The sequence below is a fragment of the Halioglobus sp. HI00S01 genome (genome assembly GCF_001635445.1).
Classification (GTDB): Bacteria; Pseudomonadota; Gammaproteobacteria; order Pseudomonadales; family Halieaceae; genus Halioglobus; species Halioglobus japonicus.
Genome location: NZ_LWEE01000030.1, coordinates 56,861 through 75,491, shown reverse-complemented (window position 1 = coordinate 75,491; position 18,631 = coordinate 56,861). Strand labels below are relative to the sequence as shown.

Here is an 18,631-nt window from a genome sequence, read left to right as displayed (position 1 = left end):
GTCAGTGTCTTTCAGCTGTCAGTTGTAGTTTTTTCATTGCAAGCCGCACGCGCGATTTAACCGTGCCAAGGGGGAGGTCAAGTTCCTCGGATACTTCGCTGTGCGATTTGCCCTCCATGTATACCTTGGTGAGAATCAGTGACTGTTCATGGGGCAGCTGCTGCAACATTTCTCTCACCTTGGTTTCGTCGCGCTTTTGTTGCACGGCGGTAAAAAGCTCTTCAGTGTCAGTTTCGCTGTCCGGCCAGATATCGTCGGCACTGAGAGGAGTGTCAAACTTCTGCAGGCGCCGATACATGTCGGTGCGGCAGTTACGTGCAATGGTGTAGATCCAGGTGCTGGCTGCAGCCTTGTGCGGGTTGAATGCACTCGCCTTCTGCCAAACCTTGATCATCACTTCTTGGACCAGTTCTTCCGCGTGGGCCGCCGCGAGGGCAGAGCCATTGATTGCGAATGCCTTGATGAGCGGGGCGAAATGCCCAAAAAGTCGAGAAAACGCTTCTCGATCCTGATTGTCTGCAACAAGTTGCAGGCACTGGCTCCACTCATCATCTCTGCGACCGGTTGAATCTATCCCGATGCTGCTGGCCATAGGTGCCTTAGCTCCCGTGTAAGTCACTGATTCTTATCCAAAGTCTAGCACGTACGGGAAAAAATACGCGCGGTATTTCATTCTGGATCACCCCTTGTCCAATTTCCTTCCAGTATTGATCCGCAAGCCGTTGATTCGCGTAAACATCTGTGAATTTCACGGGGTTAATGCAGGGAGCCTATGAAAGTAGCGGTGATTGGTTCTGGTATATCGGGTCTGGCATGCGCCCATTACGTTAATAGAAACCACCAAGTTCACGTGCTGGAGCGCGAGCAGCGCATCGGTGGCCACACCGCGACGGTAGACGTTGCCCTCGGAGGACGCCGCTATGCGGTAGATACCGGCTTCATCGTGTACAACGATTGGACCTACCCGAACTTTATTACCCTGTTGGACGAACTGGGTGTCAGTAATAAGGCAACGCGCATGAGCTTCAGTCTCAGTGATCGAGACAGCGGGCTCGAGTACGCCGGTTCCAGCCTCAATACCCTGTTCGCCCAACGGCGCAATCTGGTGTCGCCCAGGTTTCTGCGCATGGTCCGCGATATCCTTCGTTTTAACAAGGAATCTGTGGCAGATCTGGAGGCCGGCGGATTGTCGCCGGGTATGACCCTGGGGGAGTACCTCGCCCAGAAGCGCTACAGCGACGCATTCCGCGATTACTACCTGGTGCCGATGGGATCTGCCATCTGGTCGGCAGACGTACAGGTCATGCTGGATTTTCCGCTGGAGTTCTTTGTCCGTTTCTTTGCAAACCATGGCCTGCTCAATATCCGCAACCGCCCGCAGTGGCGTGTGGTTGAGGGCGGCTCCAGGGAATATTTGAAGCCCTTGGTAGACTCATTCCGTTCGAGGATTCGCACGGGCGTAGAGATCGATGGGGTGAAGCGCACCGCCGGCGGCGCTGAAGTTTATTTCAGTAATGGCAGGAAAGAGCAATTCGACGCGGTGGTATTTGCCTGCCACAGTGACCAGGCGCTCAAGCTCCTGCTCGATCCCAGCGATACCGAAGTCGAGATACTCAGCGCGATACCCTACCAGAACAATGACGTGGTGCTGCATACCGATACCACGCTCCTCCCTGCCAACCCCCTGGCTTGGTCCTGCTGGAATTACCTGCGCAAACCCGATTGCGAGCGGGCGACGCTCACGTACAATATGAATATGTTGCAGGGAATTGATGCCCCGGAGACGTTTTGCGTGACGCTTAATGACAGCGAAGCCATCAACCCGCATAAGATTTTGGGCAGGTTTAGTTACGATCACCCGGTATTTACCGTTGAGGGCATGGCGGCCCAACAACGATGGGATGAAATTAATGGCGATACAACCTGGTTCTGCGGCGCGTATTGGCGCAATGGTTTCCACGAAGACGGCGTGGTTTCAGCGATGCGTGTAGCCCAGGCCCTTGATGGCGGCGAGAATGTGGTCGCAAATCTGGGCAGCGCCGCGTGAACAGTGCGCTGTATAGCGGCTGGGTACAGCACCGGCGCCTGACCGGCAAGGGGCACAGCTTCCGCTACCGGGTTTTTATGCCTTTTCTGGACCTGGACGAATTGCCGCAATTGCTGGCTCGCGCGCCAGGATGGTCAGCCAAGCGGCCAGCGCTGGCGCGGTTTCGTCGCGAAGATTTTCTCGGTGATCCCCGGGTGCCGCTCAAAGAAGCGGTCATCGCCGAAGTCGAACGCTTCAGCGGTGAATCCTTTTCTGGTCGGGTGTGTATGCTGGCCAATCTCAGGTACTTCGGTTACCTGATCAACCCTATCAGCTGCTACTACTGCTTCGACGAAGAGGGTGTGCTCCGCTACACGGTCGCTGAAGTGACAAACACCCCCTGGGATCAGAGCCATGCCTACGTGCTACCTGCGGGTGGCCGGTCTGGTTGGCAGGAAACCGAATTTGACAAAGCCATGCACGTCTCGCCCTTTATGCCGATGGACATGCGTTATCGGTGGCGCGCCAATGTCCCGGGTGAGAAATTGGTGCTGCACCTGGCCAATCTGCGTCGCGGCAGCAAAGAGTTTGACGCCACGCTACATCTTGCGCGTCAGCCTGCGACGCCCTGGAATTTTGCCCGCCACCTGCTGCTGTATCCCTTTATGACTGCTCAGGTCGCCCTCGGCATTTACTGGCAGGCCCTGCGCCTCTGGCTAAAGGGTGTGCCCTTTATTCCCCATCCCCACGTTTCCAAGAGCGAGAAATTGTATGAGTAATCCTAGTGTCCGCTTTGTCCGCCTCCCGACTCTACGCGAGCACTGGCGCGGTGGAGCTTTTTCCCGCCGTATCGTCATGCGAATGTTGGAGGGAATCAGCACTGGAACGCTTACTGTGGTGGAAGAGGGCAGCCGCCGGGTGTTTGGCCCGGGCAACGGTCCCGAGGCGGTGGTTCACGTGCACTCTGACGAAGTGTTTGCCAGCCTGTTGCGCTCGGGTATTGTCGGTTCCGGGGAAGCGTATATGCAGGGGCTGTGGAGCTCGCCGGATCTGGTGGCGGTCATTCGCCTGTTCAGTGCCAATATGCAGGCCATGCAGGCCATTGACAGCAATGCTTCCTGGTCCAAGAAGTTGGTGCGCAAGCTGATGCATATTGGGAATGCCAACAGCAAAACAGGTTCGGCGCGCAATATTTCGGCCCACTATGATCTGGGCAATGATTTCTTCAGCCTGTTTCTCGATCCAACCATGATGTATTCCGCTGCGGTGTACCCCCGTGCTGACGCAGTGTTGGAGGAGGCTGCGGTGCACAAGCTGGATCTACTCTGTCAGCAGCTGGAACTGACACCAGAGGATCACCTGCTGGAGATCGGTACGGGATGGGGCGGTATGGCAATTCACGCCGCCACGCATTACGGCTGCAAAGTAACGACCACCACGATCTCTCAAGAACAGTACGAGTACGCGCGTGACAAGGTTGCGGAGGCGGGCCTACAGGAGCAGGTTGAAGTGCTGTGTCGGGACTACCGCGAATTGCAGGGTCAGTACGACAAGTTGGTGTCGATTGAAATGGTCGAGGCAGTCGGCCACCAGTACTACGGTGAGTATTTCAGCCGCTGCAGTCATCTTCTCAAGCCCGGTGGCTTGTTTGCCATGCAGGCCATTACGGTACAGGACCAGCGCTATAGCCAGGCCCGCGATAGCGTCGACTTCATCAAGCGCTATATCTTCCCCGGTGGTGGCCTGCCGTCTATTGAAGTCATTTCAGGACATCTGGCCCGCGGCACAGATTTACAAATCGTTAATCTCAGGGATATTACTCTCGACTATGCCCGTACGCTGGCCGACTGGCGCGAGCGCTTTCTCGCCGCGCGTGAGGAGGTGGCAGCGCAGGGATTTGACCGCACCTTTGAGCGCATGTGGGAGTTCTACCTGTGTTATTGCGAGGGTGGCTTCCGCGAGCGAATCATCAGTACCGTGCAAATCACCATGGCCAAGCCGGGCTATCGTTTTCAGCAATGAGCGACGTGGCCCGCAAGCTAGTCAATGGCACGCTGTTTAACCTGTGCTGGTTTGCCGTGGTCATGCTGCACCATGACCTCTGGTCGTGGGTGGCAACATTCGCTTACCTGGTCTTGCATGTGGCCGTGTTCCGGCCCGCGCGAGCTGAGGTACAGCTGATTGCTCTGGTGACCGCTGGCGGCTTCCTGCTCGACCAGATCATGTTTGCCAGCGGGGTGCTGCTTACGGCCAGCGGTGCGCCGCCGCTTTGGCTTTCGGCCCTGTGGCCGGCCTTTGCCAGTACCCTGAGCCATGCCTTTGCGGGACTGCGTGAGCACCTGTGGCTGGCGGCAGTTATCGGTGGAGTGGGTGGCTATGGCAGCTATCGTCTGGGCGCCAGCCTCAGCGATGTGTCGTTGGCGGCACCGGCGCTCAGTGCCACTGTGCTGATAGCTGCCTGGGCGATACTGTTTCCATTGCTGTTGCTGTTGGCGCAGCACCTAGTGCAACGTTTGGCAGGGGAGAGCGATCATGCGCGCGGCACTTGCTAGTCTCATATTCGCAAACTGGGTGGGTGGTGCTTCGGCCACCGCGATCACCCCCGATATTGTAGGTGAGGCGCGTTCTCCGGATGGCGACGAGTTGCTTTACCGTGAACTGCATCACTGCAACGCCGATGGCCGTTTGTGTGAAATTACCTATGTCGATCCCGACGGCGAGACCATTGGCGTAAAGTCACTGGATTACACCCTCGCGCTGCCCGCACCTATGGTGAGCATGCACGATATCCGGCGCGGGCGAACCATGACTACGCCGCAGACCATAGAGCCGGGTGTGGTTGTCGATGCGGGTTTCGACAATTATGTCCGAGCACGCTGGGACGATTTGCGCACCGGTGATGAGGTGACGTTTCCGTTCCTCGTAGTGGGGCGCAACAAGCCCTTGATGATGCGCGCGGTGAATATCCCCGAGAGCTGTGACGATGGCATGACCTGCTTGTCGGTAACACTGGACGCGTGGTGGCTGTCGATGTTGGCCAAGCCGATAGAGCTTGCTTACGACAGTGAGCGGCGCCTGGTCATGTTTGCCGGCGTCAGTAATATTCCCGATGAACAGGGAAAAGGTCAGGACGTCGTCATCCGCTACCGTTACGCTGATTGACGAATCGTGTCCCAGGCCGCGAGAGCTGCCGCCCTGGCGTCACTGTGATCGACAATCGGTGGCGGATAGTCGGGCGCGAGCAGCGGTGCGGTCCAAGGCTTGTGGATCTGCTTGTTATCCAGCTCCCTCAGTTCGGGTACCCATTTCCGCAAATAGGCCCCAGCGCCGTCGAATTTCTCGCTCTGCAGCATGGGGTTGAAGACCCGAAAGTAGGGCGCGGCATCCAGTCCGCAGCCTGCCACCCATTGCCAGCCACCGCTGTTGTTAGCGAGGTCTGCGTCTACCAGCTGATCCCAAAACCAGCGCGCGCCCCATTGCCAGGGAATGAGTAGGTGCTTGCACAAGAATGACGCTGCCACCATGCGTACGCGATTGTGCATAAACCCGGTGGCAGCAAGCTCGCGCATGCCGGCATCCACCAGTGGATATCCTGTCTGGCCCGCCCGCCACGCGTCGAACAAATCCTCCCGGGGCGACCAGGGAAACGTGCGGAATGGCTCTCGCAGCGCCACTTCTGGCATGGTGGGGTGCGCGTAGAGTTGGTGGTAGTTGAACTCCCGCCACGCCACTTCCGACAGGAACCCCTCGGCTTCTGGTCCCAGGCACGCCGCGGCGTGCCAGACCTGCTGCGGCGACACCTCGCCGAAATGAAGATGGGGCGAGAGGCGTGAGCAGGCGTCTTCGGCAGGCAGGTTACGTTGGGCATCATAGTGCTTCACGTGACGTTCGAGAAACATCTGCAGGCGGCGCTGGGCGCCCGCTTCACCGGGCTCCCAGGGCTGGGTCATGGCTGCGTTGTATTCTTGATCGCCTACGATCAGGTTCCATTTGTTTGACGCAAGTGATCGTAATCCGCCGTCGTGGAAACTCGATGCGGCTGGCGCAGGTAAGGGGGTGGCTATCTTGCACTGGCGCAAACGTCGCCAGAAGGGTGTGTAAACCTTGTAGATACCACCGTCGGGGCGGCGCAGTGCTTCGGGATGAACAAGGCTTATACCGGGGTAGGTGTGCATCTCAACGTCCTGCTGCTGGAGCAGTTCGCGGGTGAGCTGATCGGTCTGGCGTCCCCAGGGTTCGTAGCGTTCGCTGCAAAACACAGCGCTGGCCCCGGTGGTCCTGGCCAGTGAGGCCAGCGTCTCGGCCGTATCGCCCCTGAGGACGACCAATTGGCTACCCAATGCGCTAAAGGCCGCTTCAAGCGACGCGAGGCTGTGGTGCAGCCACCAGCGGCTGGCGGTGCCCGGTGCCCAGGCGCCCGGACTATCGTCATCGAGAACAAAACACGGAATCACCTTGCCCTGGGCGGCCGCGGCTTGCAGGCCGGGTAGATCGTCTAGGCGCAGATCACGTCGATACCAGTAAATGACCGGTGCAGTCACGGCGCTGCCCGGCGCCGCGAGGCGCGGATTTGCGGCCTGAACCCATCTAGGTAATGCATCAGGCGCTGTCGCTCCAGTTCGTCCTCGCGGGTTTTGGTGTTCAGATAGAGTGGCTGTGGCTGTCGGTCTAGCAGCAATTCGCCGCTGAGCTCGGCGGCTTCGGGGGCAACGGCCTGCCAGATAATGGTATCGGCGCCTTCTTCTGGGGTGCGCAGAATACGTCGGGTCAGGCGGTGAAAACGGGGCAGGGAGTCCCGGACGCCGGGAGTGTCTGCCCAGCCCGGATGCATGGCGTTAACGGTAATGCCGTCCTCGACCCATTCCTCTGCCCAGTGTTGGGTCACGATCATTAGCGCCCGCTTGGCCTGGGCGTAGGCGACAGGCCCGGAGTAGTCGGTACCGCTGGTGTCCTGCAGGGCCGCTGTGCTCAGGCGCTGGGTGTACATGCCACCAGAGACCACATTGATGACTCTGGAATCTTCCCTGCCTGCGAGCAATGAGTGTAGTCCCAGGGTGAGCATCCACGGTGAGAGCAGTAGCAGTGCTGTACTGCGTTCATGCCCTTCCTCGGTCAGGCCATGCTCCGGAAACAGGGCGCCGGCGTTGTTGATCAGGACGTCGATGGGTTCGCCGCGCTTGCGCAGTCGGTTAACCAGCGCCTGGGTGTCACCCAGCAAACTCAGGTCTGTCACTTCAATGCGGATGTTCTGATTACCTGTCTCGGCAGTGAGCGTCTCGCGCAGCGCCTCACCCCGCTCGGCATTGCGAATCACCAGGGTCAGGTGCGCGCCGCGCGCGGCCAGATCTCTGGCTGTGGCAAGGCCTAGCCCTGCGGTCGCGCCTGTCAGGACGATGTGGCGGTCACGTATGTCCGCAGACATGGGCGCGAAATTCCCCTTGGCACGCCGGTACCCGAGCTTGGAAAACCGCGCAACAGAGGCGATGGAAGCGAGTCCCGACAGGCTTTCAGGGGCAGTGTCGGGTGCTTCAGGTATCTCCTCCAGCGCCGCGCGCAGACCTTCTACCGACGCCTTGCCCATACGCTGCAGGCCGGGCTGGGCTATGGCTGCACCTGAGCGCAGCAGTGCCGAGAATTCGAAGGCGGCCTGATAGACGATATCTGTCTGCTCGCCCTTGGGCGCAAAAGTGATCGTGTCTTCCACCGTGAAAAGGCGACTATGGCCGACCAGCACCAGGCGTTCGGGAGGTTGAAACTCCAGTATTTCATAGCACAGGTCGACAGAGCCCACGGGTAGCTTACAGTTCACCAGAAAACGGGTGCCGACCCCAACTGGGCCATCGGTCAGTTTGCGGGCGGTACGCACTGTACTGTCCCATTCAGCCGTGGTGGTAAAATCGGCCACGTAGGCAAAGGCCTCGTCAGGGGTGCGATTAACGCGGATGATTTCGCGCAATGTGGTCATGGGTGTATCCCGATGGTTTCAGCTTCGATTAAGGGTTGATACGCACACTGGCCCGGCTTGGCTTACTGCAAGTGTTCCAGTAGCCGTTCTGGTCCTAAATCGACTAAACTGGCCAATTATTGAGCACAATAACAAGGTGTAATCATGACTGCCGCACAAGAGAATATCGACAATCCCACCGCTGCGATGCTGCGCGAGCATTTTGACCTCCAGCGCCAACATTACCTGGATGCCCCCAATCCCAGTTACGACGAGCGCAAGCAGGACCTGCAAAACCTCAAGCGCATGATTTCCGAGAACGCAGAGGCGATTATTGCCGCCATCAGCTCTGACTACGGGAATCGCTCCCGCCATGAATCCCAGTTTGCCGAGATCATTTCAGTGACCGACGGTATCCAGGATGTCGTCAAACACCTCAAAAAGTGGATGAAGGTCCAGAAACGCCACGTGGACCTGCAGATGTTTCCCGGTGGCAAAAACCGCGTGATTCCCCAGCCGTTGGGCGTGGTTGGCATGATCGTGCCCTGGAATTTTCCAATTAACCTGAGTTTTATGCCCCTGGCCGCGGCATTTGCTGCCGGCAACCGCGCCATGGTCAAAATGTCCGAAAACAGCATTCACCTGACGCGCCTGCTGATGGACATTTCGCCCAGTTACTTTCCCCTTGAAAAGCTACGCTTTTTTGAGGAAACCGGCGGCGTGGGTATCGAGTTCTCTAAGATTCCCTTCGACCTGATTATCTTCACCGGATCCGGGCAGACAGGTAAGTCCGTCATGGCTTCGGCGGCGCAAAACCTGACGCCGGTGGTCTTGGAACTGGGCGGCAAGGCGCCTGCGGTTATCGACCGTGATTACGACCTTGAAAAGGCGGTCGGCCGGATCATGTTCGTGAAGCAGTTCAATGCGGGCCAGATCTGCACCAACGTAGACTACGTTTTCGTGCACGAAAGTCAGCGCGATGAATTCGTGAAGTTGGCCAGCGCTTATGCCGCCAAACATTGCCCGGATATCGAACACACCGACTATACTTCACTGATTGATGATCGCGCCATGGCGCGCATCACGGATACGCTGGAAGACGCTCGTGAAAAAGGCGCGACCATCGTCAATTTGTGCGGTGACCAGCCGGCCAACCCGGCCACGCGCAAGTTCCCGATGACGGCCGTCATGGATACCACGTCGGACATGACCATCCGCAACCGGGAGACCTTTGGACCGCTGTTGATGGTGATGACGTACAAGGAACATCAGGAGGTCGTGGACTACGTGAACAGCCACGACCGTCCGCTGGCCCTGTATCCCTTTACCAACGATCGTAAACTGCAGGACATGTACATCGAACGGGTGATGTCTGGCGGTGTGACCGTCAACGATGCCCTGTTCCATGTTGCCCAGCATGACATACCCTTCGGTGGAGTAGGGCCCAGTGGTATGGGGCACTACCACGGACGCGAGGGCTTCGAGACGTTCTCCAAGATGCGCCCAGTGTTCTATCAGGCGGGTTTCTCTGCGATGCAGTACCTGCGCCCACCCTATGGCAAGTTCGCCACCCGGGTGTTCGACTTCCTGGTGAAATTCAAAGGCTGACTAGACCGGTGCAGTGATTTGCAAAGCCCGCTTCATGAGCGGGCTTTTTCGTTTCAGGCCTCGCTTACAATATCACGGTAGGCAAACCAGGTAGCGTGCCCGAGCAGGGGCACAACGAACGCCATACCCACCAGACGAGTGCCGAAGCCAAAGGCCACCAGGGCAATGATTAGCCCTGCCCAGACCAGCATGGCGGGGAAGTCCCGCAGTGCCACTTTCAGGCTCATGCGCATAGCGGTACCGGCGTCGACATGGCGATCGATAATCATAGGTACGCTGACCACTGAAAGCAGAAAGACGCCGGTAGCAAGCACGATAAAGGTCGCGGTATAGGTGGTTGTTTGCAACGGCGTGAGATGGCGAGCCACGTCGCCCCAGACAGTCGTCTCGATGGCAGGCGCAATCTGTCCCGTGCCGTTGTAAAGAAACAGCGCGGCAAGTGCGAAGCCTCCCAGCGATACAAATACCAGCACCTGGGCAAACATCATCAGGCTGGCGCGGTTGCGTGAGAGTGGCGCCAGTGAGCGACTGAAATCGCAGGGCTCGCCGTGATCCCTGCAGCGGCTTAACTCGCAAATGCCCGCGGTAATCACCGGGCCGATCACGAGAAATGCGCAGATCGCCGTTGCGATGTACAAAGGGTGTTGTTTGTAGGCGAGAATCAGGCTGCCCAGCATGGCAACGAGAGCGCCGTGGGCGAGGCTGGCGGGCCAGCAGTGGATAAGAGAATCCCAGCCCTCCATCAGCCACACGAAGGGACGAGTAGCGGGTACGTGATGTACAGGGAACATCTCGGCAGATTCATGAACTCGGCTCATGGCGATTCCTCCCTCTCCTGACAATTATAGATGTCAGCCCGTACCCCGCTAGAACGAAAGCGCCTGTCGCTTGCTTCCACTATGGTCGAATGGTAATAAGCCAGCAGATGAAGATAGGCTGTCTGCGCGCATCAACCCCGGGAGTAACAACATGGATAATCTGGACAGGTGGCGTGAGGCCGCACAAGCGGTCCATTGGTTCAAGACGCCGCAAAAGGTACTGGATGATAGCGAGCCGCCGTTTTATCGCTGGTTTCCCGATGGTCAGACCAACGCCTGTTACAACGCCCTGGATGTGCATGTGGCCGAGGGCAGGGGCGAGCAGACGGCCCTGATCTACGATAGCCCGGTGACCGATACCCGCCGCCGTTACACTTACACGCAGTTACTGGATGAAGTGGCGCGCTTTGCCGGCGTGCTGGCCGACCACGGCGTAAGCCGTGGTGACAGGGTTATCGTGTATATGCCTATGGTGCCCGAGGCGCTGATTGCCATGCTGGCCTGTGCCAGGTTGGGGGCGGTTCACTCTGTCGTTTTTGGCGGTTTCGCCAGCAATGAACTGGCAGTGCGCATTGACGATGCTACGCCAAAACTGATTGTGTCCGCCTCCTGTGGCGTCGAACCCAATCGCATCGTGGCCTACAAACCGCTGCTCGACGCTGCCATCGAGCTTGCCCAGCACAAGCCAGATACCTGCGTCATTTTGCAGCGGCCGATGCAGCCGGCCGAGTTGATCGCCGGCCGTGATGTGGACTGGACGCAGGAAATGGCAGACGCGAGAGCCGTACCCTGCACACCGGTGGCAGCGAACGATCCCTTGTACGTTCTTTACACGTCAGGCACGACAGGGCAGCCCAAAGGGGTTGTGCGCGATACGGGCGGCTCCATCGTCGCCCTGAAATGGAGCATGAAAGCCATTTACGACGTCGAGCCCGGCGACGTTTACTGGGCTGCTTCAGATGTGGGATGGGTGGTGGGCCATTCCTATATTGTGTACGGGCCGTTGTTTAGTGGCTGCACCACGGTGATTTACGAAGGGAAACCAGTAGGCACACCGGATCCCGGGGCTTTCTGGCGCGTCATTGAAGACTATCAGGTCAAGGTGTTATTCACGGCTCCCACAGCCTTTCGCGCCATCAAAAAGGAAGACCCGGCCGGCAGCTATCTCGAGCAATACAATGTGTCGAGCCTGCGTTCGCTGTTTCTGGCCGGAGAACGCTGTGATCCGAGCACCCTGGCCTGGGCGCAGCAGCAACTTAAGGTGCCCGTTATCGACCATTGGTGGCAGACTGAAACGGGTTGGCCGATTTGTGCCAACTGTCTCGGAATTGAAGCGCTGCCCATCGTGCCGGGATCGCCCGCAAGGCCGGTGCCTGGCTATGACGTGCAGGTATTGGATGGCAATGGCGAGCAGGTTTCTGCAGGCGAAATCGGCGCGCTGGTCGTCAAGTCGCCGCTGCCTCCGGGTACGTTCACGACACTCTGGCAGGCTGAAGAGCGTTACCAACGTGCGTACTTCGCGCGCTATCCGGGCTATTACGAAACCGGTGATGCTGGCTATATCGACGCAAACGGCTATGTGTTTGTTATGGCGCGTACCGACGATGTGATCAATGTTGCCGGGCATCGGCTGTCAACAGGCGCGATGGAAGAGGTGCTGGCGGAGCATCCGGATGTGGCCGAGTGCGCGGTGGTAGGGGTTGCCGACCCTATGAAGGGACAGTTACCCCTGGGATTACTGGTGCTTAATACAGGCGCAAAGCGCGCTACCGCTGATGTGGTGAGGGAAAGTCTGCAGTTGGTCCGCGATAAAATTGGCCCCGTGGCCGCTTTCAAATTGTGTACGGTCGTCGAGCGCCTGCCCAAGACCCGCTCGGGTAAAATCTTGCGGGGTACCATGCGCAGTATTGCCGATGGCGAGCCCTGGAAAATGCCCGCTACCATCGATGATCCCGTCATTCTCGACGAGATCACCGAGGCACTGCGGACACTGGGCTATGCAGCCTGACTCATGGCGATAGCGTCTAGCGACAATCCCGCTGCAGCCACTTGAGAAGCAGACCGGTGAGCTGCAGGCGGTTTTCTGAGAAAGAGTGGTCACCGGGAATCAGGTGCGACTCTACTTTGAAGCCGGGCAGTTTCTGGTAGGCCTCAACCACCGGCAGTGTCATGCTTTGCGCCGGTGTGACATCATCTTGCTCGCCCACGACGAATAACACCGATATGTTTTGCAGGCCTGGGCCAAAAGCACGGGTATCCAGCGCCTGCAGGGGCGTTCCACGCAGTTGCTCGAGCAACTGTGCTCCACCAAAGTTATTGAGCATGAACAGGCTGTCAGCGTAAGCGGTCAGGCGCAGGGCGTTATCGTCTTCTACGGCCATGCCGAGTTGCCAGAGCCCGGGGTTTGCCGGTGCCATGGCCCCTACACAGCGCAAGTCTTCGATCTGGCTGCCCGCGGCAAGCGCGGTGTAGCCGCCAAGGGAGTGGCCTAATAGCGAGATCTTGCCCGGATCTACCCGCAACGCGCTGGCCTGTTCCGGTTGCCGCAAATAGTCGACAACGGCAGCGGTGTCGTCATCGAGGGTCAGAATGGAGTAGTCGCCCTCAGCACCCCAGGCACCGCGATAGTGAAAGAACAGGGTGTTAAAGCCCTGGCGGCGAAGCTCCTGGGCGATATCGAGATTTTTTTCGTTGCCTGGGAAGCCATGCAGCATCAGCACCGTGGGGTGCGGTCCGGGGCCGTTGGCCAGATAAATATGGCCTGGCAGGCGGTTGCCGTCGCTTTCAATGGCTAGCTCGACGATGGCGGGCGGGAACTCGGGATTGGGGGTGGGGTCGTCTGCAGCCGTCACTGACAGCGCGACCAGATATGCCAATGAACTGATAAGCCAGGGCATTGCTTTCATTGTTATCTCCTGTGGGTGGCGAGGTTATTCTGGGAGCGCTGTCTGGTTCTGTCTACTGGTTTATTGTTCATATCGCGCGCGAGCGCCGATCCGTGGCACAATGTCTTGCGTGAAAAAACTCGGTCTGCTCAAATGCAAAGCGCAACAACAAACATAATAAGGAGATCCAGGGTGCTACGACTCAATCGTCTTTTTTTGCTCAGCCTGCTGGCGCTGGTAACGGCTGCCTGTTCCGATTCAGATTCCAATGACAGACCGCCAGTACCGCCGCCTGAACCAGTGCAGCCGGCGTTTGACTTTACCGCAGTGGATGAACGTATGCAGCAGTTCGTGGATGAGGCTGCAGATTTTGATGGCGTTTCCTACATTCTGGTAGACGCCCAGTGGGGCGTTGTTCACAAACAGGCTTTCGGTGATCATACTGAGGACCTCGTCACCCAGCTGGNTTCCGGTAGTAAAGTGCCCGCCGTAACGCTGCTTATGGCCATCGATGGCGATGAAAGCCTGAACTTCTCTGTGTCGGATCCCATTGGTCAATACCTGCCTTGGGATGGCCTGTTCGCCGATCGTACGACGGAGCAGCTGCTCAGTAACACCTCGGGCCTCGTGGGCCTGACGGATATTCTTGCAGACACCGTGACTTACTGGCCGCTTGCCTGCCAGTTCTTCCCTGAAGGAACACTGCAGGCCTGTGCCGAGACACTCTATGTAACCGATGTCCCGGGTATCGTACCTGCCGGCACGGAATACAATTATGGTGGCAGCCAGTGGCAACTGGCAGGCGCTGTGGCAGAGATTGCGACCAACTCCAGTTGGTCGCAGGCCTTCGATGCCTACATTGCCCAGCCCTGTGAGTTGGAGGTTATGCAGTTCGGTAATCCGTGGAGCAACTTTGAAAGCTTCGACGGCAACCCCGACAGCCTGCAGGGCAAGGACAATCCCAATATTGAAGGCGGGGCGATCAGTGACCTCGACGATTACGCGAAAATGCTGATGCTGCATCTCAATGACGGCATGTGTGGTGACAACCAGGTGCTGGCACCCGGCGCTACCGCCTTTATGCGTGAAGATCGTGGCGGCGAATTCGGCACGCCCTATGGCATGGGCTGGTTTATCTCAGTGCCCGAAGATGGTTCGGAACCCACACTGTTCACAGATCCTGGCCTGTTTGGCCACACCGCCTGGGTCGACATTGAACGCGGTATCGGTGGCTTTGTGGCGGTCGATACCTATGCGCTGGATACCTCTGGTCCGGTCAGGGAACTGGTGGACGGTGAGATCATCGAGATGATTGCGGCAGAAGTTGACCGCGCTCGAGCCGAACAATAATTGCCCCCAACCAGGGTTAGTCGCCAGCGAGCGATACCTGGTTATTGCCTTTCTTCGAGGCATTGCTGAGCGCGCCCTGGGCGCGCTCTATGTCTTCCTCAATCGCTTCTTCGCTCACCCACTGGGCAACCCCGGCGGAGATCGTAACGCGCAAGGTGGTGTCTCCATAGCTGAAGCGCGTCGCTTCGACAACTTCGCGAAACCTCTCCGCCTGAATTTCACCGCTTTCCTCATCCGAATCCGGCAGGACGGCCAGAAAGGTGCCATCTCCGCGATAGCTGGCAACATCCTCCGTGCGCAAATCCTCGGCGAGTAGCGCGGCTATGTCGGCGACCACGCTGTCAGCACAGCCCTGGCCATAGGTGTTATCGAGTTGTGCCCACTCATCCACGGCAAACAGTGAAATACAGAGTGTGGTATCAAAGCGCAGCGCCCGGCTTATTTCAGCATTAACTCTGTGCTCGAGGCAGTGACCCGTCAGCAGAAACGGGTGAAGTGTGGAGTGTGAACGAGACATGGGGTTGGGATTCACGGCCTATGGTTTCTGGAATGTCTGAACGGGTCCTGTCATCACTCCTTACAGTAGACGCTTCGCCCCCAGAATTCTACTCGGCTGTTGCCGGGTAACTGCAGCAGCGTCGTTATTCAACCAGGCGGGTGCCGCCGTCCTCAAATACGATCTTGCGCTGTTTGTAGAGACCGCCCAGCGCCTGTTTGAATACTTTCTTACTGACCTTAAACGTCGCGTAAATGTCCTGTGGCGGGCTCTTGTCGCTCAGCGCGAGAAAGCCATCATTCGCCTGCAGCGCGGCCATGATCTGTTCGCCGACGCCGGCCATTTTGCCCTGGCTGAAACCGGGCTGGCTCAAGGTGAGATCGATCCGGCCGTCAGGGCGCACCCGCTTGATATACGCGTGTAAAACCTGCCCCTTGCGCACCCGTTGATAAAGTTCGTTGGCGTAGAGCAAACCCCAGAACTGGTGCTCAATAATGGCTTTGAAACCCATCTCGGTCTTGTCGGCGATCATGATGCTGACCGCCTGGCCAGTCTTGAATTCACGGGCTTCATCCTCAACCCAGTGATCAATGCGGTTGGAGCCTGCCAGACGGCCCTCGTTGTCCAGATAGAGATAAACGAGTGCGTGGCGGCCCTTGGACAGTTTGCTGGGTTGTTCCGCAAAGGGGATAAACAGGTCCTTACTCATGCCCCAATTAGCGAATGCCCCGAGATGATTGGCCTCGACAATTTCCAGCCAGGCAATTTCTCCCACCTGGGCAGCGGGCTTGCGGGTGGTGGGGACCGGGTCGCCCAATGAATCGAGAAACACAAACACTTCAAGCGAGTCGCCCGGCGCCAGGCCAGCGGGACTCTGGCGACGTGACAGCAACAGGCGGCCCGCGTCCAGACCGTCCAGAATCACGCCGTGCTCGCCGGTCTCCAGGACCTCGAGCACATTGTACCGACCGATATTCAGTGTCTTGTTGTTCACAGTAACCTCATGGGGCGGTGACGGTGGCTGATTCAAGAATGACCCCACGCGCAGGCACGTCACGGCCGATGCCATTCACCGAGGTTGTGCGTTCGCCGGCAATGCCGTCCACTACTGCCATGCCGCTGATCACCCGGGCGAACACCGCATAGCCATCCGGATTATTGGCAGATCCATAGTCGAGGAAGGTGTTGTCCACCTGATTAATGAAAAACTGGCTGGTGGCGCTGTTCGGGTCGCTGGTGCGCGCCATGGCCAGGGTGCCGCGTGTGTTGGAGAGCCTGTTGCTCGCTTCGTTGAGAATGGCAGGGCCCGGTTCCTTGGTTTCCCATTGCACACGGTCTAATACGTCCAGGCCCAGATAGGCGATCCAGCCCATCTGGATCATGAAATTGTTAATGGCCCGGTGGACCAGGGTCTGGTCGTAAAAGCCGGTGTTCACGTAGTGCAGGAAATTTGCCGCGGTGATGGGGGCTTCCCAGTTCAATGTTTCCAATGCCACCGTTCCGGTATCGAAGACCAGCGACACCTGGGTGCGATCAAACAGCGCCGCGGCATGTGTTGCCAGGGTGTCTTCCGGCTGACCGGCACGAATACCGTTGGCCAGCGCGTCCAGGCCAGCCAGGTCGCCGTGAAATTTATCGGTGTCCAGGTTGCGGTGAAAACGCAGTACGTCGCTGTAGTCGATCGTGCCATTCTGGTCGACGTCACCCACGACCAGCGTCGCCGCTGCATCCAGTTGGGTGAGAATTTCTTCGGATTGCAGCGCATCAAATCCGGCATTGCGTACTTGCAGGTACAGGGCGTGGGTGAGGGCGGAAACCTTGATGTTGCCTTCCAGAATACGCTCGCCGGCGACAATCGCGTGCCAGCGGCCCTGTACGGCCTCCGGGCTTTCGCTCAACCCTTGCTGTTGCAGCTGTGGGTCGTAGTCGACCCCGCCGGTCGCCGTGACGAGGTAGAGCGTGTCGGGGTCGATGTTTTCCAGCGCGGGCTGAGCGACGCCAACAGACAGCAGCTTGGCAAAATCGCTGACGTTCGCCCAGGTTTCCTCGCCCCATTGCTCGCGCAGGGTCGCCGCGTTCCAGGAGGTGGCTGTAGCCTGCACGTGACCAGGGAAGCGCAGGGGGGCAATGCTCAGCTCGGCATTGCCGACGCCGCCGTTGAGTTGAATCTGAAAACAGCCGCTGAGGCACAGACAGACGAGGGCGGCCAGGAGGGTATGGCGAAGAGACACAGGCAACGAATTCCGTTTGGGGATAGAACGCGTATTGTGAGCGTGTTAACGTCCCCCGGCAACCAGAGCTTTGGAGAACACAATGACAACTACCACCGCGCAAATTATCAGTACCCTCGCAGAGGGCAAGCTTACTGTCGAGGTCGCTCAGACGGAGCTGCCTGAACCCAAAGGAAGCCAGATTCTGGTGAAGATGGAGGCGGCTCCGATTAACCCCTCGGATCTGGCCGTCCTTACCGGCCCCGCCGATCTCGCCGGTGCCGAGTACTCGCCCGGCCGGTTCGTGGCCGATATGCCAGAACCTTTTTACAGCGGTCAGAAGGCGCGCCACGGTATGCGTCTGCCAGTGGGTAATGAGGGGGCCGGTGAAGTCGTTGCCGCGGGCGATGACGAATACGCCCAATCGCTCATTGGCCAGCGAGTCGCTTGTGTGCCCGGTACGGCCTATTCAGAGTACTGTATTGCCGATGCGATGCTAAGCCTGCCCCTGGGTGAGCTCAGCTCAGAGCAGGGCGCTTCGGCGTTTGTAAACCCCATGACGGCCCTGGGTTTTGTAGAAACTGCCCGCGCGGCGGGCCAGAACGCGATTATTCACACGGCGGCGGCTTCCAATCTCGGCCAGATGTTGCTGAAGATCTGCCAGGAAGACGATATTGCCCTGGTCAACATCGTGCGCAAGTCCGAGCAGGCCGACATGCTGCGTGACATGGGCGCTACCCACGTGGTGAATTCTGCCGATGAGGATTTCTTCAGCCAGCTATGTGCTGCCATTGAAGAAACCGGTGCTTATTTTGGTTTCGATCCAATTGGTGGCGGCCAGATGACAGATACCTGTTTCCGGGCCATGGAACAGGTTGCGGCGCGTAACATGAGCGAGTATTCCCGCTACGGCTCCGATCAGGCCAAGAAGATGTTTATCTATGGTCGCCTCGATCTGGGGCCCACCATTCTGACGCCCGCCTATGGATTCGGCTGGACGCTATCCGGTTGGTTGCTTACGCCGTTCCTGCAGCAGGCGGGCATGGAAACGGTGCTGCGCATGCGCCAGCGCGTGCTTGAGGGCCTCACTACCACCTTTGCCAGCAGCTATAAGCGCAAGGTTAACCTGGAAGAGATGCTGACCCGGGAAGCGGTGTTGGAATACAGTCAGATGAAGACGGGTGAGAAGTATCTGGTGACCCCCTGAGGCCGGCTCAGACGCTTTGTTTCCTCGGCCTGTGGGTTTATAATCGCCCGCTTTTTCGCATAATCTGCGTGTGAGCAAGGACGGAAA

17 protein-coding genes are annotated in these 18,631 nt (G+C 58.3%); 9 read left to right on the top strand and 8 right to left on the bottom strand.

Annotation, left to right across the window (positions count from 1 at the left end; all coding sequences use genetic code 11):
* Position 1 precedes the first annotated feature (1 nt).
* The gene (locus A3709_RS07010; RefSeq protein WP_066052174.1) at positions 2–592 is read right to left on the bottom strand and encodes a sigma-70 family RNA polymerase sigma factor; all 591 of its coding nucleotides are present in this window, start codon (positions 590–592) and stop codon (positions 2–4) included.
* A gap of 180 nt (positions 593–772) precedes the next feature.
* Here A3709_RS07010 and A3709_RS07005 point away from each other — a divergent pair, with 180 nt between their 5' ends.
* The 5 genes from A3709_RS07005 to A3709_RS06985 are packed head-to-tail and all read left to right on the top strand — an operon-like array spanning position 773 to position 5,188.
* Entirely contained in the window at positions 773–2,047 is a 1,275-nt protein-coding gene (locus A3709_RS07005) for an NAD(P)/FAD-dependent oxidoreductase (protein ID WP_066052171.1), read from the top strand.
* On the top strand, positions 2,044–2,805 hold the full coding sequence (locus A3709_RS07000; protein ID WP_066052168.1) for a DUF1365 domain-containing protein: 762 nt from the start codon (positions 2,044–2,046) through the stop codon (positions 2,803–2,805). The genes A3709_RS07005 and A3709_RS07000 overlap by 4 nt, the downstream gene beginning before the upstream one ends.
* The gene (locus tag A3709_RS06995; RefSeq protein ID WP_066052165.1) at positions 2,798–4,048 is read left to right on the top strand and encodes a cyclopropane-fatty-acyl-phospholipid synthase family protein; all 1,251 of its coding nucleotides are present in this window, start codon (positions 2,798–2,800) and stop codon (positions 4,046–4,048) included. Before A3709_RS07000 ends, A3709_RS06995 begins: the two co-directional genes overlap by 8 nt.
* Before the next feature lie 5 nt (positions 4,049–4,053).
* Positions 4,054–4,578 (top strand): DUF2878 domain-containing protein, encoded by a 525-nt coding sequence (locus tag A3709_RS06990; RefSeq protein ID WP_197484108.1) that lies wholly within the window; start codon positions 4,054–4,056, stop codon positions 4,576–4,578.
* On the top strand, positions 4,559–5,188 hold the full coding sequence (locus tag A3709_RS06985) for a hypothetical protein (RefSeq protein WP_066052159.1): 630 nt from the start codon (positions 4,559–4,561) through the stop codon (positions 5,186–5,188). The genes A3709_RS06990 and A3709_RS06985 overlap by 20 nt, the downstream gene beginning before the upstream one ends.
* Here A3709_RS06985 and A3709_RS06980 read toward each other — a convergent pair.
* Together A3709_RS06980 and A3709_RS06975 are read right to left on the bottom strand one after the other, a co-directional pair.
* Positions 5,176–6,567, bottom strand: a complete 1,392-nt coding sequence (locus A3709_RS06980; protein WP_066052156.1) for a deoxyribodipyrimidine photo-lyase — start codon at positions 6,565–6,567, stop codon at positions 5,176–5,178. The two genes, A3709_RS06985 and A3709_RS06980, sit on opposite strands and share 13 nt — an antisense overlap.
* Positions 6,564–7,991 carry an SDR family NAD(P)-dependent oxidoreductase gene (locus tag A3709_RS06975; RefSeq protein ID WP_066052153.1) on the bottom strand — a complete coding sequence of 476 codons (1,428 nt, stop codon included), beginning with the start codon at positions 7,989–7,991 and terminating at the stop codon, positions 6,564–6,566. The genes A3709_RS06980 and A3709_RS06975 overlap by 4 nt, the downstream gene beginning before the upstream one ends.
* A gap of 144 nt (positions 7,992–8,135) precedes the next feature.
* On the opposite strand from A3709_RS06975, the gene A3709_RS06970 reads away from it, so the two are divergent.
* Positions 8,136–9,578, top strand: a complete 1,443-nt coding sequence (locus A3709_RS06970; protein ID WP_066052150.1) for a coniferyl aldehyde dehydrogenase — start codon at positions 8,136–8,138, stop codon at positions 9,576–9,578.
* Between the two features lie 53 nt (positions 9,579–9,631).
* Here the strand turns inward: A3709_RS06970 and A3709_RS06965 are convergent, their stop codons facing one another.
* Positions 9,632–10,396, bottom strand: coding sequence for a DUF2189 domain-containing protein (locus tag A3709_RS06965; RefSeq protein ID WP_066052147.1), 765 nt, complete (start codon positions 10,394–10,396; stop codon positions 9,632–9,634).
* Positions 10,397–10,547: 151 nt separating this feature from the next.
* Between A3709_RS06965 and A3709_RS06960 the strand changes: the two genes are divergently transcribed.
* Positions 10,548–12,404: a propionyl-CoA synthetase gene (locus A3709_RS06960; protein WP_066052144.1), complete on the top strand. Its 1,857-nt coding sequence runs from the start codon at positions 10,548–10,550 to the stop codon at positions 12,402–12,404.
* 16 nt (positions 12,405–12,420) lie between these two features.
* Here the strand turns inward: A3709_RS06960 and A3709_RS06955 are convergent, their stop codons facing one another.
* A complete protein-coding gene (locus A3709_RS06955) occupies positions 12,421–13,302 on the bottom strand; it encodes an alpha/beta hydrolase (RefSeq protein WP_082849960.1) in 882 nt (293 codons plus the stop codon).
* Between the two features lie 171 nt (positions 13,303–13,473).
* Here A3709_RS06955 and A3709_RS06950 point away from each other — a divergent pair, with 171 nt between their 5' ends.
* Positions 13,474–14,631 (top strand): serine hydrolase, encoded by a 1,158-nt coding sequence (locus A3709_RS06950; protein WP_197484107.1) that lies wholly within the window; start codon positions 13,474–13,476, stop codon positions 14,629–14,631.
* A gap of 16 nt (positions 14,632–14,647) precedes the next feature.
* On the opposite strand, the gene A3709_RS06945 is transcribed toward A3709_RS06950, so the two are convergent.
* From A3709_RS06945 to A3709_RS24960, 3 genes are all read right to left on the bottom strand, one after another.
* Positions 14,648–15,148 carry a GGDEF domain-containing protein gene (locus A3709_RS06945; RefSeq protein WP_066052137.1) on the bottom strand — a complete coding sequence of 167 codons (501 nt, stop codon included), beginning with the start codon at positions 15,146–15,148 and terminating at the stop codon, positions 14,648–14,650.
* 124 nt (positions 15,149–15,272) lie between these two features.
* The gene (locus tag A3709_RS06940; protein ID WP_231871117.1) at positions 15,273–16,121 is read right to left on the bottom strand and encodes a S1 RNA-binding domain-containing protein; all 849 of its coding nucleotides are present in this window, start codon (positions 16,119–16,121) and stop codon (positions 15,273–15,275) included.
* Positions 16,122–16,128: 7 nt separating this feature from the next.
* Positions 16,129–17,358 carry a peptidylprolyl isomerase gene (locus A3709_RS24960; RefSeq protein ID WP_369795126.1) on the bottom strand — a complete coding sequence of 410 codons (1,230 nt, stop codon included), beginning with the start codon at positions 17,356–17,358 and terminating at the stop codon, positions 16,129–16,131.
* Positions 17,359–17,440: 82 nt separating this feature from the next.
* Between A3709_RS24960 and A3709_RS06930 the strand changes: the two genes are divergently transcribed.
* The gene (locus A3709_RS06930) at positions 17,441–18,544 is read left to right on the top strand and encodes a zinc-binding dehydrogenase (RefSeq protein ID WP_066052134.1); all 1,104 of its coding nucleotides are present in this window, start codon (positions 17,441–17,443) and stop codon (positions 18,542–18,544) included.
* Positions 18,545–18,631: the final 87 nt, after the last annotated feature.

What these genes read in the sequence shown, in the direction of transcription:
- A3709_RS06970 (WP_066052150.1), top strand. Translation starts at nt 8,136, where the DNA reads ATGACTGCCGCACAAGAGAATATCGACAATCCCACCGCTGCGATGCTG.
- A3709_RS06955 (WP_082849960.1), bottom strand. Translation starts at nt 13,302, where the DNA reads ATGAAAGCAATGCCCTGGCTTATCAGTTCATTGGCATATCTGGTCGCG.
- A3709_RS07010 (WP_066052174.1), bottom strand. Translation starts at nt 592, where the DNA reads ATGGCCAGCAGCATCGGGATAGATTCAACCGGTCGCAGAGATGATGAG.
- A3709_RS06945 (WP_066052137.1), bottom strand. Translation starts at nt 15,148, where the DNA reads ATGTCTCGTTCACACTCCACACTTCACCCGTTTCTGCTGACGGGTCAC.
- A3709_RS06930 (WP_066052134.1), top strand. Translation starts at nt 17,441, where the DNA reads ATGACAACTACCACCGCGCAAATTATCAGTACCCTCGCAGAGGGCAAG.
- A3709_RS06965 (WP_066052147.1), bottom strand. Translation starts at nt 10,396, where the DNA reads ATGAGCCGAGTTCATGAATCTGCCGAGATGTTCCCTGTACATCACGTA.
- A3709_RS06995 (WP_066052165.1), top strand. Translation starts at nt 2,798, where the DNA reads ATGAGTAATCCTAGTGTCCGCTTTGTCCGCCTCCCGACTCTACGCGAG.
- A3709_RS06985 (WP_066052159.1), top strand. Translation starts at nt 4,559, where the DNA reads ATGCGCGCGGCACTTGCTAGTCTCATATTCGCAAACTGGGTGGGTGGT.
- A3709_RS07005 (WP_066052171.1), top strand. Translation starts at nt 773, where the DNA reads ATGAAAGTAGCGGTGATTGGTTCTGGTATATCGGGTCTGGCATGCGCC.
- A3709_RS06975 (WP_066052153.1), bottom strand. Translation starts at nt 7,991, where the DNA reads ATGACCACATTGCGCGAAATCATCCGCGTTAATCGCACCCCTGACGAG.
- A3709_RS06960 (WP_066052144.1), top strand. Translation starts at nt 10,548, where the DNA reads ATGGATAATCTGGACAGGTGGCGTGAGGCCGCACAAGCGGTCCATTGG.